Origin of the sequence: Pseudoalteromonas lipolytica, from assembly GCF_001306915.1 — a bacterium.
Classification (GTDB): Bacteria; Pseudomonadota; Gammaproteobacteria; order Enterobacterales; family Alteromonadaceae; genus Pseudoalteromonas; species Pseudoalteromonas simplex.
Genome location: NZ_LJTC01000007.1, coordinates 107916 through 123038, shown reverse-complemented (window position 1 = coordinate 123038; position 15123 = coordinate 107916). Strand labels below are relative to the sequence as shown.

General features: G+C 41.8%; 12 protein-coding genes and 1 pseudogene. 9 read left to right on the top strand and 4 right to left on the bottom strand.

Going from position 1 to position 15123, the window contains the following annotated elements; translation table 11 throughout:
• Positions 1-45: 45 nt before the first annotated feature.
• Positions 46-966 (bottom strand): AEC family transporter, encoded by a 921-nt coding sequence (locus tag AOG27_RS11700; RefSeq protein ID WP_054553198.1) that lies wholly within the window; start codon positions 964-966, stop codon positions 46-48.
• A 24-nt stretch (positions 967-990) separates the two neighbouring features.
• The gene (smrB, locus tag AOG27_RS11695) at positions 991-1548 is read right to left on the bottom strand and encodes an endonuclease SmrB (RefSeq protein WP_054553197.1); all 558 of its coding nucleotides are present in this window, start codon (positions 1546-1548) and stop codon (positions 991-993) included.
• Positions 1549-1649: 101 nt separating this feature from the next.
• On the opposite strand from smrB, the gene prmB reads away from it, so the two are divergent.
• Together prmB and aroC are read left to right on the top strand one after the other, a co-directional pair.
• Positions 1650-2585, top strand: coding sequence for a 50S ribosomal protein L3 N(5)-glutamine methyltransferase (prmB, locus tag AOG27_RS11690; protein ID WP_054553196.1), 936 nt, complete (start codon positions 1650-1652; stop codon positions 2583-2585).
• Between the two features lie 65 nt (positions 2586-2650).
• Entirely contained in the window at positions 2651-3748 is a 1098-nt protein-coding gene (aroC, locus tag AOG27_RS11685; protein WP_054553195.1) for a chorismate synthase, read from the top strand.
• Between the two features lie 59 nt (positions 3749-3807).
• On the opposite strand, the gene AOG27_RS11680 is transcribed toward aroC, so the two are convergent.
• Positions 3808-4647, bottom strand: a complete 840-nt coding sequence (locus AOG27_RS11680) for a LysR family transcriptional regulator (RefSeq protein WP_054553194.1) — start codon at positions 4645-4647, stop codon at positions 3808-3810.
• A 101-nt stretch (positions 4648-4748) separates the two neighbouring features.
• Between AOG27_RS11680 and AOG27_RS11675 the strand changes: the two genes are divergently transcribed.
• From AOG27_RS11675 to AOG27_RS11645, 7 genes and pseudogenes are all read left to right on the top strand, one after another.
• On the top strand, positions 4749-5399 hold the full coding sequence (locus AOG27_RS11675; protein WP_054553193.1) for a glutathione S-transferase family protein: 651 nt from the start codon (positions 4749-4751) through the stop codon (positions 5397-5399).
• A gap of 174 nt (positions 5400-5573) precedes the next feature.
• The gene (locus tag AOG27_RS11670) at positions 5574-6737 is read left to right on the top strand and encodes a GGDEF domain-containing protein (RefSeq protein ID WP_054553192.1); all 1164 of its coding nucleotides are present in this window, start codon (positions 5574-5576) and stop codon (positions 6735-6737) included.
• Between the two features lie 927 nt (positions 6738-7664).
• Positions 7665-9272: pseudogene (locus tag AOG27_RS11665) on the top strand (HD-GYP domain-containing protein); the annotation flags it as partial.
• 90 nt (positions 9273-9362) lie between these two features.
• On the top strand, positions 9363-9932 hold the full coding sequence (locus tag AOG27_RS11660; RefSeq protein ID WP_054553190.1) for an elongation factor P hydroxylase: 570 nt from the start codon (positions 9363-9365) through the stop codon (positions 9930-9932).
• The gene (locus AOG27_RS11655; RefSeq protein ID WP_054553189.1) at positions 9922-11064 is read left to right on the top strand and encodes an ATP-NAD kinase family protein; all 1143 of its coding nucleotides are present in this window, start codon (positions 9922-9924) and stop codon (positions 11062-11064) included. Before AOG27_RS11660 ends, AOG27_RS11655 begins: the two co-directional genes overlap by 11 nt.
• A gap of 2 nt (positions 11065-11066) precedes the next feature.
• On the top strand, positions 11067-11345 hold the full coding sequence (locus AOG27_RS11650) for a YfcL family protein (protein WP_054553188.1): 279 nt from the start codon (positions 11067-11069) through the stop codon (positions 11343-11345).
• A 148-nt stretch (positions 11346-11493) separates the two neighbouring features.
• Positions 11494-13053: an AbgT family transporter gene (locus tag AOG27_RS11645; protein ID WP_054553187.1), complete on the top strand. Its 1560-nt coding sequence runs from the start codon at positions 11494-11496 to the stop codon at positions 13051-13053.
• Between the two features lie 135 nt (positions 13054-13188).
• On the opposite strand, the gene AOG27_RS11640 is transcribed toward AOG27_RS11645, so the two are convergent.
• Positions 13189-14994 carry a DEAD/DEAH box helicase gene (locus AOG27_RS11640; protein ID WP_054553186.1) on the bottom strand — a complete coding sequence of 602 codons (1806 nt, stop codon included), beginning with the start codon at positions 14992-14994 and terminating at the stop codon, positions 13189-13191.
• Positions 14995-15123 lie beyond the last annotated feature (129 nt).

The following is a 15123-nucleotide window of genomic DNA, read 5'->3' as shown; positions in this document are numbered from 1 at the left end:
TATATTAAATACTGCTTTTTCAATATTTTTAGTAATGACTTCTAGCTAGAGTAATACGTTTAACCAAGCACTAAAGCTCACTACACTCAATACTGTTGAAAGCACGACGCTACTTGCCAGTGTCGCTTGGTGTTGCTTAATTTGATTGGCGATTAGATAAGCGTTGACCCCTAAAGGAGAGGCGCTTAAAAGTACTAACACGTTCAGTAATGATTGCTCTAGGTTGAATACGCTGCCTGCAAAAAAGTAGACCCCGCACGGTAACACTAAAAGCTTGATGATGGTTGCAATGAGTGATGCTTGTAAGTTGTCGGCCACTTTATAAAATGCAAGGTTTGCCCCTAATACAAATAACGCACAGGCAATGGCAGGTTTCGCAAGTAGACTCAGGCCATTTGCAAAATCATCAAAAAGTGTAAAGCCAAGTAGGTTAACAGCCAAGCCGCTACTGATGCTTAACACGACTGGATTGAGCAGCATGTTTTTAGCAAATGCTCGCCAAGAGAATGTTTGCTGCGATTTAGCGCTGAGCAAAAAGGTGAGGGTAAACAAAAGTGCGCTATGAAAAGTGATGATCATAAATACAATACCGACCATCTGTTGCCCAAGTGCTGCAATAATAATAGGCAAACCTACCAGTACCGTATTTGAGTAACTACTGCCAAGGGCAAATACAGCATGACGTGACGGCGCAGATTGCTTGCTAATGAGGTAGCGGTCAATAACATAGCCGAGGGCGTAAATGGCCAATACCGGGATGTAAAAACTCAAAAAGCCTGCAATAGATACACTATTTTGTAAATCGGCTTGGGCCATATTTAAAAATAGAAAAGCAGGCACGCTAATGTAAAAAGTAAACTTACTTAACCCTGCAATATGCTCTTTCGATAAAAACGTGCTTCGCGAGCTGATGTAACCACTTAACACGATAAAAATCAGTGGAAAGATAATCGAAAAAATATGCACTTTAGGCCTTATGACAAGAAGACGTTAGCGTCTGAACTCATCACTTTGTGGAAGATTAATTAAAATAAGTACAGCACCTTTACCACCAAATTCAAGAGGCGCTTGGTGCATAGCAATCACATCAGGGTGTTGAACTAAATATTGCGGTACCTTGTGTTTAAGTATGCGCTCACCAATGCCATGCACAACACAAGCGCAATAGTAATGCTGTTTTTTACACTCATGAATTAAACCCGCCAACTCATCTTTGGCTAATTCTTTATTTAAGCCATGTAAATCAAGGGTTAACTCAGGTGGGTAATCTCCACGGCGAAGTTGCTTTGCTAAAAAGCTATCGTGACCTGGTTTGACATAGCTTACGGTGCCATGAGTGTCGATGTCTGGTACATATTCATCAGAAAAGAAAAATTCTGCCTGATGTTGCTTTTTTTGCTGGGAAAATTGCTTCGCTTGTGACACTTTAGGCTTATTGGTGAATCGAATAGTGTCTTGTTTAAATGCTTTGGCACCACTGATACTCTGACGAAATAAGTCAATATCGTCAGTGCTAATGTGGTTGTTGGCGTGGGGATCTTTTTTCATGGCGGCAGTCTAAACAAAAAAACGCTAAAAATCGAGTAAAAACCAACTGAAAAGACGGTACAATACGCGTCAGAACAGACTTTGAAAGTTAAGGAACATACATGAACCATTTCCAGATAGAAGACGCAATTTTAGACGAGGCAATTGCAGAACTTTCAACGTTGCATGATTGGTTACGTTGGACAACCAGTCAATTTGCCAGCAGTGGTATTTTCTTTGGGCACGGCACAGATAATGCGTGGGATGAAGCAGTTAGCTTACTATTACCAGCATTAAGCTTGCCAATCGATGCGCCAAAAGAGCTTATGCATGCGCGTTTAACCAGCACCGAGAAAAACCGCTTAGCTGAACTTATTGCAGAACGTATTAATGATTGTACGCCAGTACCGTACCTGACCAACACTGCGTGGTTTGCAGGTATGCCGTTTTATGTTGATGAGCGCGTGTTAATTCCACGTTCGCCATTTGCTGAGCTAATTAACAATCGCTTTGCACCTTGGTTAGAAGAGCCAAGCTCAGTAACGCGCATTCTTGATTTATGCACTGGCTCTGCATGTATTGCTATTGCACTTGCGCAAGCATTTGAAGATGCACAGGTTGATGCGGTTGATATTTCATATGAAGCGCTCGAAGTTGCTGATATTAATATTAGCGATTACATGCTAAATGACCGTGTACTGCCAATTCAGTCAGACGTGTTTAGCGGTGTTCCGGGTCAAAAATATGACCTGATCGTAGCTAACCCACCGTATGTTGATGCTGAAGATATGGCTGATTTACCGCGTGAATTCCATCACGAGCCAGAGCTTGGTTTAGCATCGGGTCATGATGGTCTTGATGTTACTCGCACCATCCTAGCGGAAGCTGCAGAGCATCTAACCGATAACGGTTTGTTATTTGTCGAAGTTGGTAACTCTATGGTACATATGGAAGAGCTGTACCCTGGCGCACCATTTGAGTGGGTTGAATTTGAACAAGGTGGCCTTGGCGTGTTTGTGATCAGCAAACAACAGCTTGTTAACTATTTCGCAGATTAACAGCAGGTTTTAAAAGCCGAGCCTGAGGGCTCGGTCTCAGTAGTCATTAGGAATGAGGAAAATTAATGGCAGGTAATAGCATCGGGCAACTATTTAAAGTGTCCACCTTTGGTGAGAGCCACGGCGTTGCATTAGGCGGCGTTGTTGATGGCACACCCGCAGGTCTTGAAATTAGCGAGGCCGATTTACAAATAGATTTAGACCGTCGCAAGCCGGGGCAAAGTCGTTATACAACGCAGCGCCGCGAAAGTGACGAAGTAAAAATTCTTTCAGGTGTATTCGAAGGTAAAACCACAGGTACTAGCATTGGTTTACTGATTGAAAACACCGATCAACGTTCAAAAGACTACGGCAAAATTGCCGATGTATTTCGCCCAGGTCATGGTGATTATACCTATTGGCATAAATACGGTATTCGTGATTACCGAGGTGGTGGTCGCTCTTCTGCCCGTGAAACGGCGATTCGTGTAGCGGCGGGTGCAATTGCAAAAAAATACCTAAAACAATTTCACGATATTGAAGTGCGTGCTTGTTTGAGCCAGCTTGGGCCAATTAAAGCTGAAGATTACAACTGGGATAAAGTAGAAAATAATGCATTTTTCTTCCCTGATCCGAGTAAATTAGACGCGCTTGATGAATACATGCGCGACCTAAAAAAACAAGGTGATTCGGTAGGCGCTAAAGTTAAAGTGGTTGCTAAAAATGTGCCTGTTGGTCTCGGTGAACCAGTATTTGATCGCCTAGATGCAGAGCTTGCACACTCATTAATGAGCATTAATGCGGTAAAAGGCGTTGAGATTGGTGATGGCTTTGATGTGGTTGAGCAAAAAGGCTCTGAGCACCGTGATGAGTTAACTCCTGATGGGTTTACATCAAATCACGCGGGAGGTGTACTTGCAGGTATCTCGACAGGGCAAGACATCATTGCCTCTATCGCACTTAAGCCAACTTCAAGCATTACCATACCGGGTAACAGCATTAATACCAGCAACGAAGCGGTAGAGATGATCACTAAAGGACGTCATGATCCATGTGTAGGTATTCGTGCAATTCCTATTGCTGAGGCGATGATGGCGATTACCTTAATGGATCACTTATTGCGCCAACGTGGTCAAAACCCACATGTAAGCCACGAACATGGACCAATAAAAGGTTCAATTTAAGCGCAGTCTTAAATAAAGTAAACGCAGTTAATGAGCGCGATGATTATCATCGCGCTTTTTTATGCCTTAATTATTTCAACAAGCTGCTTAAGCTGTTCATGACTGAGAGGGTTGTGGGCATGATTACCGTATAGTAGGACGATATCAATGACAGGTAGTGTCGGTAGGGAGTTATCGCTCACCTCTTCCACACCCGATTGCATGCTTATTCGCGCCATACTGCTAATTGCCAGTCCCTGTTTAATCAAGCCATGTAACGCTCCCGCTGAGCCACAACAGGCAATAATATTAAAACGACGCTCAGTTTTTAATAGACCCTCAATACTGGCTTGGTGAAACTTACAGTCTCGTTGAAACAAGGCGATTGGAAGTGGGGTTGAATCGTTAATCTCAAAAGCAGGGCTTTTCACCCAGACACCTTGGCTTGATTGCAATAAGTAGCCTTCTTCGCTGTCTGGCGAGCGAGTGGCAATTACCAAATCGAGCATACCTTGGTCTAGTTTGGCTCTAAGCTCAGTGCTTGGGGCGCAGCTTATTTGTAAATCCAGTGCATTAAACTGTTGATGTAAAGCATCAACAAGCTCTGGTAGTAAAGAGTGGGCATAGTCGTCAGGACAACCAATGCGCACACGTAAATTGCCAGTGCCAGCTTTTAATTGCTTAAAGGCTTCATCATGAAGCGCTATCAATTGCTTTGCATAACTTGCTAGCTGGTGGCCTTGATGGGTTAGCACCAGTTGACGGCCTTGCTTTTCAAATAGCGGACTTGCGAGGTCTTGTTCCAGCTTTTTCATTTGCATACTTACTGCAGATTGGGTTCTGCAAATTTGTGCTGCAGCGCGGGTGAAACTGCCTGTATCAACAAAGGCGCAAAAAGTCCTAAGGGCATCAATATCCATAATGTATCAGCATTTCTTATAGTTAACATAAAAACAATTGGCGAGTAATTGCCCAATTGCTGTTTTATAGTGAGTCCAATCTAAACGTTAAAGGAAGTACAATGCAATTATTTATTGGCAATAAAAACTACTCAACTTGGTCATTACGAGCGTGGTATTTACTGAGTAAATTCAATGTTTCTTTTACAGAACAACAATTAGTTCTAGATACGCCTGAGTTTTATGAAGCATTAAAAAGTAAGTTTCCCGTGCAAAAAGTGCCGGCCCTTATTGATGCTGAGTTAATCGTGTGGGATTCACTCGCTATTTGTGAATACATCAATGATGCTTATCTAAATGGTGCTGCTTGGCCTAGTGAAATAGCCCAAAGAGCAAAAGCACGCAGTTTAGCGGCTGAGATGCACTCTGGTTTTGCTGCACTTCGTAATGAAATGCCAATGAATATCCGCGCTAACAGGCATGTTGAATTATCAGAACAAGCTAAAAAAGATTTTGCCCGTATCGATGAGATATTTTCGGCTCAACAGCAAAGGTATCCTAATGCATGGTTATTTGGTGAGTTCTCTATTGTTGATGCGATGTTTGCACCTGTGGTACTGCGCTTTAAAACGTATCAGGTTACGCTTTCGCGTGCTGCACAAGCTTATTGTCAGCATGTATTTGCGTGTCCAGTCATGCAAACCTGGATTCGAGAAGCGTTAAAAGAAACCGATATAGTCAAGTCTGATGAGGCCGGCGAGAATGCTTGGTAAAAAAATAAAGAGTATTTTATTAATACTTTGTAACCAATTCCTGCTTTTTAATGGCTAATATGAGGTATTTCTATACAAAATGACTAGTTTAATTAATGAACTATCATTCTATAATAGGGGAATAGCTCTTTATTTGAACATTCCTCTGTTACTCATTTCATTAGGCACGTATTTATGGGCGCATTTGCTGCAAAGTTATTAAACAAAGATCTGACAATAAAGCGCTTTGCTTGCCAGTTTAATTCATTGCAGGTCGAGCAAATATTTTTGCAAAGCAAATTTAAACAGGATAAAAAAATTGCCCAATTTTTGTGTTACACCATCGCGCTTCTCACTATTTTTATAACCTTTTTTGATAAAATGATCATCCAATCATTTTTTTGGCCAAATATTGCTTTGACTGGTCGTAGCATCATTGTCTCAGTTTGTATCTTTAGTGCTGTTGTTCTTGCTTACATTCAAACTCTAAGGCAGTTTAAGCTTGCAATTTCTTTGTTTATGGTTTTTTTATCAATCAGCATGCAATCAATGGCTTATACTTTTGACCGCGCCTATGTTTTACATCTGTTTTTTGACGTCATTATTCTTATTACGTTTTACTTTTCGGCGTTACTGCCTTTCAAATTGTCGGCATTTTTCGGGTGGGCTTACAGCTTAATAGCTTTATCTGTGATCTTTTTTACAAAAGAAATTAATAGCCATACCTCGTATATGGTTATTTTGGCACATGTTGCAGCGAACTTAACGGGTATGATTATGTCAGCCCATCAGCACCTAATGCGCCGCGAACTTTTTGTTCGAAATACGCAACTAGGTCAATTAGCGCAAGAAATGCAGAGCCAAGCATTTAAAGATGCACTGACTCAATTACCGAATAGAAGAGCCTTTGATAATAGTTATGAAGACTATCAACGGATAACTAAGCAACAGCAGCAAAAAATGAAGCAAGTGTGCGTTATTTTGGCTGATATAGATTATTTTAAACAGGTCAATGATAACCATGGTCATGAAGTTGGCGATGGTATACTTGAGCTTTTTTCTACTTTCTTAACTCAGTCATTACGCACTTCCGATGATGTTTATCGTTTTGGTGGTGAAGAGTTTGTTATTGTTTTACCGCTTTGTTCGGTGTCTGATGCTGCAAAAATAATCGAAAATATGATCACCAAGCTTAATACTGAACCATTTGAAGTTGGAGAGCTTTCATTATTAATTAGAGCTAGCTTTGGTTTAACAGTAATGCGAGAGGAGCAGCAAAAATCAGTGATAGCTAGAGCTGATGCTGCACTCTACGAAGCAAAAGGTAGTGGTAGAAATCAGTTAGTAGTAAAAATTTAACGAGTCTAGATTATTTGGTTTATGTGTAAGTTTAGCAAAATGTATTAGATTTATTTATATCTGGATAATTATTTAGAGCTAGCAGGGAGTCGCACATTGTTTTCACAGAATGAAAGAAGATTTAAAATTTCAATACGCGTAAGTGTGTTATTAATATTTGCACTAGCGAGCTTGCTAACTGGAATTGTGGCGATCAGTCTGCACTATTATTTCAGTGAAAAATTAGTCCTTCAAACCAAAACCGAACAATTCAAATCAACCAGCCAACAAATAGCTGACCACATCACTCGAATTAATCAGCGGGTAGATAATACATTAAGTGTTATGATCCACGATAACAGACTGTTTTCAGGGAACTTTGATGAAAATAATTCTTTGCGAAATATTCTAATAGAAGTATTAAACAAACACCCAGACTTTCATTCATTATTGTTAGGGTATGCTAATGGTGACTTCATCGAAGTTGTGAATTTACGTGGTCATGCTCAATTACCAAAACCTAACGATCTTAGAGCTGAAGATAGATGGCTTATTTTTAAGGTGTTAGGGCAGGGTGAGTCTCGTCATCAAACTACATATTATTTAGATGAAAACCTATCATTAAATAGGAAATACAAACAAACTCCAGATTACGACCCTCGAAAGCGGTTATGGTTTAACGATGCAAAAGTTGGCACAGTTACCAAAACTCAACAGTATATTTTTAATCTACTAAAGATACCTGGTTATACGTACACAATAAAATCTGAACAAACGGGAGGAGTGCTTGCTATTGATGTTGCAAGTTCTAGCTTGAGTGCATTTTTAATTAAACAACAGCAAAAAATGCAGTTTCTAGTTTCTTCCGAAATGTACGTTTATCGTGGAGATGGTGAAATAATCGCTAAAAGTAAAACACAAGGTCATCATCACTCGTTTGATGACTTATCCAAGATAATCAAAACAAATGAGCAAACCATAGGACTCGCTAATGAACAACATCAATTTGGCAAAATGCTAAGTGTGAATGAGGATGGTGTTGAGAAATATATGTTTGTATTGCAACTGCCACTCAGTAGTGAAATGCAATCTGATGAAATTGATTATTTTGCGGTTCTTGTGGCTAAAAACGATGTATTAGCAATTATTAAAGAAAAGATTCAGATCTCAATATTAGTTACAGGGTTATGTTTGCTCTTGCTTCTGCCCGTCTCTTGGTTTTTTGCCTCTTCAATCGTTAACCCAATACTTAAACTAGTGGGTGAGAATAAAAAAATTCAACAGCGTGACTACAATGAGGTTTCAACGCTTTCGAGTCATATTTTAGAAATTCATTATTTAGCTAGTTCGATGGTTGATATGAGTCGCTCGATTGAGCAACATGAAAACTCACAAAAAGCGTTGATGGAGTCATTTGTAGAGCTTATAGCGCAAGCCATTGATGATAAATCGCCATATACGGCAGGGCATTGTGAGCGGGTGCCTGAGTTGGGTATTTGGCTTGCTGATGCAGCATCAGGTTCAACAGATGAGGCGTTTTCTGAGTTCAGTTTTAAAACCCCGGATGAGCGACGAGAATTCCGCTTAGCAGCGTGGCTACATGACTGCGGTAAAATCACTACACCAGAGCATATTGTTGATAAAGGCACTAAGCTCGAAACCATTTATAACCGTATTCATGAGGTACGCACCCGATTTGAAGTGCTACTACGTGATGCAAAAATTACCTACTATGAGCAACTATTAGCGCATCCAGAGCAGCAATCTGTGCTTAAACAAAAGCTTGAGCAACAAACAGAGAAGTTACACGCAGACTTTAGCTTCATTGCCGCTTGTAATGTTGGTGGTGAGTTTATGGATGAAGCGCAGTTGTCTCGTTTACATGAGGTTGCTAGCATCAAGTGGCAGCGTCATTTTGACGCAAGTTTAGGTTTATCGCCCCTTGAAGAAATGCGTATGGCTGATTTGAAAAATCAGCATTTACCTGTTGAAGAGTCACTCCTGAGCGATAAGCCAAGTGATTTAATTCCACACGAAAAAGCCGTTGAGTACCCAGAAAGTTTAGGCATTAACATGGCAATTCCTGAGTATAAATATAACCTTGGTGAAGTGTATAACTTATCTGTGGCACGAGGCACGTTAACAGCGGAAGACCGATTTAAGATCAATGAGCATGTGATCAGCACAATTCGTATGCTAGGTAGTGTGCCATTCCCGAAAGAACTAGCGAAAGTTCCGCGCTATGCTTCTACTCATCACGAAACTTTAAAAGGGACAGGCTATCCGCGAAAATTAACCGCTGAGCAGTTATCAATACCCGAACGTGTGTTAGTACTTGCTGATATCTTCGAAGCATTAACCGCGGCAGATAGACCTTACAAAAAAGCCAAACCGCTCAGTGTTGCCATTGATATTTTAGCGAAAATGGTTGCTGACGATCACATTGACCATGATGTATTTGAGCTATTTTTAACTTCTGGTATTTACCTAAAGTATGCAAAACGCTATTTAAACCCAGAGCAAATCGATGATGTTGATATCGCAAAATACCTGTAACTGAGGGCGGTTGCTTTTACTTTGGAGTGAAAAGTCCGTACAATTCGCCTCGTTTTTAGTGACGCTTTTAACGAGATGAATTCAAGCCGTATGCATCAGATTGCTGACTTAATCGCTATTTTTGAACGCACCTTTTATCAAAGCCATAACACGCGTTTGATAAAGGGTGATGATGAACCTATTTATCTGCCTGCTGATGAGCAAACGCCTTATCACCAAATTGTGTTTGCCCACGGTTTTTATGCCAGCGCCTTACACGAAATTGCCCATTGGCTAGTGGCTGGAGAGGCACGTCGGTTAAAAGAAGATTATGGCTATTGGTATTGCCCAGATGGTCGTGATAAGCACCAGCAAGCTGAATTTGAAGCAGTTGAAGTAAAGCCCCAAGCTATTGAATGGGCGCTCAGTACTGCAGCAGGTTTCGATTTTAATGTATCGGTTGATAATTTAAATGGCGAGCAAACCTGCCGATTCGATTTTCAAGCGCGCGTTCACCAGCAAGTGTTGAGCTTTTTAGCATCTGGCTTTAATCAGCGCACAACAGCACTTCTTAAAGCATTGAGTGATTTCTATAAAACCCCATGGCCACTAACGGCTGCTCAGTTTACGTGGCAGCGCGATTTTCATGGCAACCCAGGAGCTTTATCTGATGCAGTTTAAATTAGGTTTAATTGTAAACCCGGTTGCCGGCTTAGGTGGCAGTGTCGCACTAAAGGGCAGTGATGGCGCAGATACCGCAGCAAAAGCAATGCAACTTGGTGCTGAGCCAAAAGCAAACCTACGCACCCGAGCGGCACTTGAAGTGCTGCTTGCCCATCAAGATGACTTAATCATTTACACTGTAAACGGTGAAATGGGCGAGCAAACGGCAAAGCAACTAGGCTTTCAAAGCCACGTTATTTACCACACAAACGATATCACCACCCCAGATGACACAGAGCAGGCTGCCAAGCTATTAGTTGAGCAAGGTGTCGACCTTATTTTATTTGCGGGTGGCGATGGTACTGCCCGCAATATTTGCCATGCTGTTGGCGATAGCACTCCTGTATTAGGTATTCCTGCAGGCTGCAAAATTCATTCTGGGGTTTATGCTATTACCCCAAAAGCAGCAGGGCGTGTTGTTGAGATGCTAGTTAAAGGTGAACTTGTAAGCCTTGGTGATGCTGATGTGATGGATATCGACGAAGAAGCATTTCGCGAAGGCACGGTAAAAGCTAAGCGCTATGGTGAAATGCAAGTGCCTAGTGAAGTACGTTATGTACAGGCCGTTAAAAATGGCGGTAAAGAAACCGATGAATTAGTGCTTGCCGATATAGCTGCCTATGTTGTTAGTGAAATGGATGAAGACTGCTTATATGTGATGGGCAGTGGTTCTACAGTCGCGGCAATTATGGAAGAAATGGGTCTTGAAAATACCTTGCTAGGTGTAGACTTAGTGGCAGAACAAGAGCTTATTGCGCAGGATTTAACTGCTCAGCAATTACTTGAGCTCACAGAAGGTAAAGAAACCAAATTGGTGATCACCTTAATTGGTGGCCAAGGCCATATCTTTGGCCGAGGTAATCAGCAATTAAGCCCTGCACTTATTCGTGCTATTGGCCGCGACAACATTATTGTGGTGGCCACTAAAACTAAATTACAGGCCTTGAATGGCCGACCACTGATTGCCGATACGGGTGATAGTGAGTTAGACGATGAATTAAGTGGTTATATTCGCGTAACCACCGGTTTCAATGACCATATTATGTATGCAGTGGGTCATCAAGATGGGCTGCACCCAGAGGAGAAGTAACAATGAGTTTAGTAAGTTATATTGATGCAGCGCAGCAATATTTTGATGATTTAGTCGATAAAGCAACTGACGACGAGCTATTTGCTGGTGGCTATTTACGTGGTCACTTTGACTTAGCAGTAGGCTATGCACAAGTAGAAGAATTAAACTTATCGATTGATGAGTTAAATAATCAAGTTGAATCTAGCCTAGTTAAAGCTTATCGCAACGGTGAGTTAAACGAAGAAGATAAAGAGCTTGTTGTGCGCCTGTGGGATGAAGTTAAAGCTCTTGCAGCTTAATCTAATTAAATAAAATTCTGTAAAGCGACCTGTGTCGCTTTTTTTACATAATCACTTTACCTTTATCAGGTAATTCCATTAACTTAAAATTTACCTTAGTAGTTAGATACGTTAAGGTTAACGAGATATTTTTCCAGGGAATTTGAAAATGAATAACAATAATGATGTGCAGGCACCAAGTGGTGCAATCGCACGTTTTCTAAATACCATAGAAAGGGTGGGTAATAAGCTGCCTGATCCGGCGATTATATTCTTAGTCGCAATGCTACTTATTTGGTTTTTATCTTGGCTTTTCTCGGGCACTACATTTGATGCAATCGATCCGCGCACTGGCGAAGCCATCGTTGTAAATAACCTATTAGCAGGGGACTCCCTTGCCACCTTCTTATCTTCAATGGTGAAAACCTTCACTGGCTTTGCGCCGCTTGGTGTAGTGCTGGTTGCTATGTTAGGTGTTGGTGTTGCTGAGCATTCTGGCTTTATCAATACCGGCCTTAAATTAATGTTAAAAGTAACGCCTAAGCAGCTTTTAACACCGTCTATTATTTTAGTGGCGATTGTCAGCCATACCGCAACTGATGCCGGTTACGTACTAGTTATCCCACTTGCTGGGGTTATCTTCTATGCGATGGGGCGTCACCCGCTAGCTGGTATTGCAGCTGCCTTTGCTGGGGTAAGTGGTGGCTTTAGCGCAAACTTTATTCCATCAGGTATTGACCCGTTACTGCAAAGCTTTACCCAAAGTGCCGCGCAAATTATTGACCCAGATATGGCGATTAACCCGCTCAACAACTGGTTTTTCACCTCAGCTTCGAGCCTGTTTATTATCTTATTAGGCTGGTATATCACAGATAAAATCATCGAGCCACGTTTACAAAATACGCCACTTGATGGAGATACTGAAGACTTACCTGCCTTTGATGAAGCACGCAGTGATGAAAAACGTGCGTTCTATATTGCAAGCACAGTGATGATTGCAGGCCTTGCTCTACTTTGGTTTGTCTCAGCGCCAGCCGACTCTGCAATGCGAAGCAGTGATGGCTCATTAACTAATTTCCGTTCACCGTTAATGCAATCAATTGTGCCACTTATCTTCTTACTGTTTTGGATCCCTGGTGCTGTCTACGGTTTTGCCGTGGGTACCTTCAAAAGCTCTAAAGATATGATCGATGCAATGAGCAAAGCGATGAGCGGTATGGCTTACTATATTGTTATGGCGTTCTTCTGTGCGTTATTTATTGCTGCATTTAGTAAATCAAACCTAGGTGCATTACTTGCAATTGAAGGGGCGCAATTATTAAAAGCAATGGCTCTGCCAAGTTCAGTCACGGTGGTCGGTATTATCTTCTTAACGGCGTTCGTGAACCTATTTGTTGGCTCAAGCTCGGCAAAATGGGCGCTATTAGGGCCAATCTTTGTACCCATGCTGATGCAACTGGGTATTTCACCTGATTTAACACAAGCTGCGTACCGTGTAGGTGACTCAAGCTCGAATATCATCACGCCACTAATGCCATACTTCCCACTGGTTGTTGTGTACTGCCAAAAGTATGTTAAAGGCACCGGTATCGGCACCTTAATCGCGATGATGTTACCGTACTCAATCGCCTTCTTAATCGGTTGGAGTATCTTCTTACTCGCGTACTGGGGCTTAGGCATTCCACTAGGTCTTCAATCAAGCTACGCATACCCAGCCATCGGCTCATAAGGACAAAGCCTCAGCAATCCAGCGTGAGGCTTTAAAAAACTGAAGTCTGATAGCTGACGGCTGACAGCTTTACTACAGACACAAAAAAACCTTGTCACTCTCATGACAAGGTTTTTTTATTGCTTAAAGCTTCAATTAGTTCGCAGTGAAGCTCACTGGACGACGCTCTTTACGAGGGCCACCACGTTTTTCACCACGGTCTTTGAAGTTACGCTTCTTATCACCACGATCACCACTTGGGCGCTCAGAGCGAGGAGCCGCAGGACCTTGGTCTTGCGTTAGCGTCATGTTCATCGGACGTTTACAGATAAATACCTTTTGGAAGTGATCAAGCACATCTTTTGGCATGTTCTGTGGTAACTGTACCGTACTGTGATTGTCATGTAAGCGAATATCACCAATGAACTTGCTTGAGATATCAGCTTCGTTAGCAATCGCACCAACGATATTTTTAACTTGTACACCGTGCTCACGACCTACTTCGATACGGTAAGTATCCATAGGACCCATGTTACGGCTGTTGCGCTCACGCGGCTCACGAGGTTTACGCTCGCGTCCTTGGCGGTCGCCACGATCACCACGGTCATTGCGACGACGCTCGTTGCGTTCGCCACGTGGTTGAACTTTAACTTCTTCAACCTTGATTGGTGATTGTTGCTGCGCTAAACAAAGTAATGCACCTGCTAAGTCTTCAGCACTTAATTCAAGTTTCTCTGCCATGTTAGCAGCAACTTGATTAAAGAAAGTGATGTCTTTGTTTTCAAGCGCAATTGTAAGCTTGTCTTGAAGCGCTTTAATACGCTTTTCTTCAACAACTTTAGCTGTTGGTAAATCAACTTGTGCGATATCAGATTTCGTATGACGAATGATATTTTTAAGTAAATAACGCTCGTTATGTTTTACGAAAAGAATCGCTTTACCTTGACGACCCGCACGACCAGTACGGCCAATACGGTGAACGTAGGCTTCTGAATCTTGTGGAATATCGTAGTTAATTACTAAGCTTAAACGGTCTACATCAAGACCACGTGCAGCAACGTCTGTTGCAATAACGATATCAACTAGGCCGTTTTTCAAACGATCTACTGTACGTTCACGTGCTTGTTGGTTCATGTCACCATTAAGTGGTGCCGCAGAGAAACCTTCGCGCTCAAGTAATTCAGCTAACTGTACCGTGTCGTTACGTGTACGTACGAAAACAATTGCACCATCGTATTGTTCTGCTTCTAAGAAGCGAACGATAGCTTTGTTTTTGTGTACGTGTGCATTCCAAAATACTTGCTCAACCGTTGATACAGTTGAGTTACGCGCAGAGATATGAACTTGCTCAGGCTCATTCATGTACTTGCTGCTGATATTTTGAATTTGCTTAGGCATGGTCGCAGAGAAAAGACATGTTTGCTTTTCACGTGGCGTTTTCTCCATGATGCTTTCTACATCATCAATGAAGCCCATGCGTAACATTTCGTCTGCTTCATCAAGAACAAGGGCTTGTAAGCTCTCAAACTTGATTGTGCCACGGTTAATGTGGTCAATTAAGCGACCTGGCGTTGCAACAATGATTTGCGCGCCACGACGAAGTGCACTTAGTTGGATGCTATAGCTTTGGCCACCATAAAGGGCTAAAACTTCAACACCACGAGTATGCTTAGCATATTGTTCGAATGCCTCAGCTACTTGGATCGCAAGTTCACGCGTAGGCGTTAAAACAAGGATCTGTGGCTGCTTCACAGACGGGTCAATATTATTTAGTAACGGCAGTGCAAATGCTGCTGTTTTACCTGTACCCGTTTGCGCTAGTCCCAGTACGTCCTTTCTTTCTAGCAATAACGGTATACATTGAGCTTGGATTTCAGATGGAGTCTTGTAACCCAACTCTTCAACTGCTTTAAGGATTGCAGGAGAAAGATTTAGAGATTCAAACGTGACTGGTTCTGACATTAATACGCCTCAACGAATTTAAAGAGGCGCGCATTGTATAGGAAATACAAGGCAATTGCTTGTATAAATTACAACTAATTTGTATGTGGTTGATGTTGGTCATAATTTAATCAGTTTAAATTTGCTAAA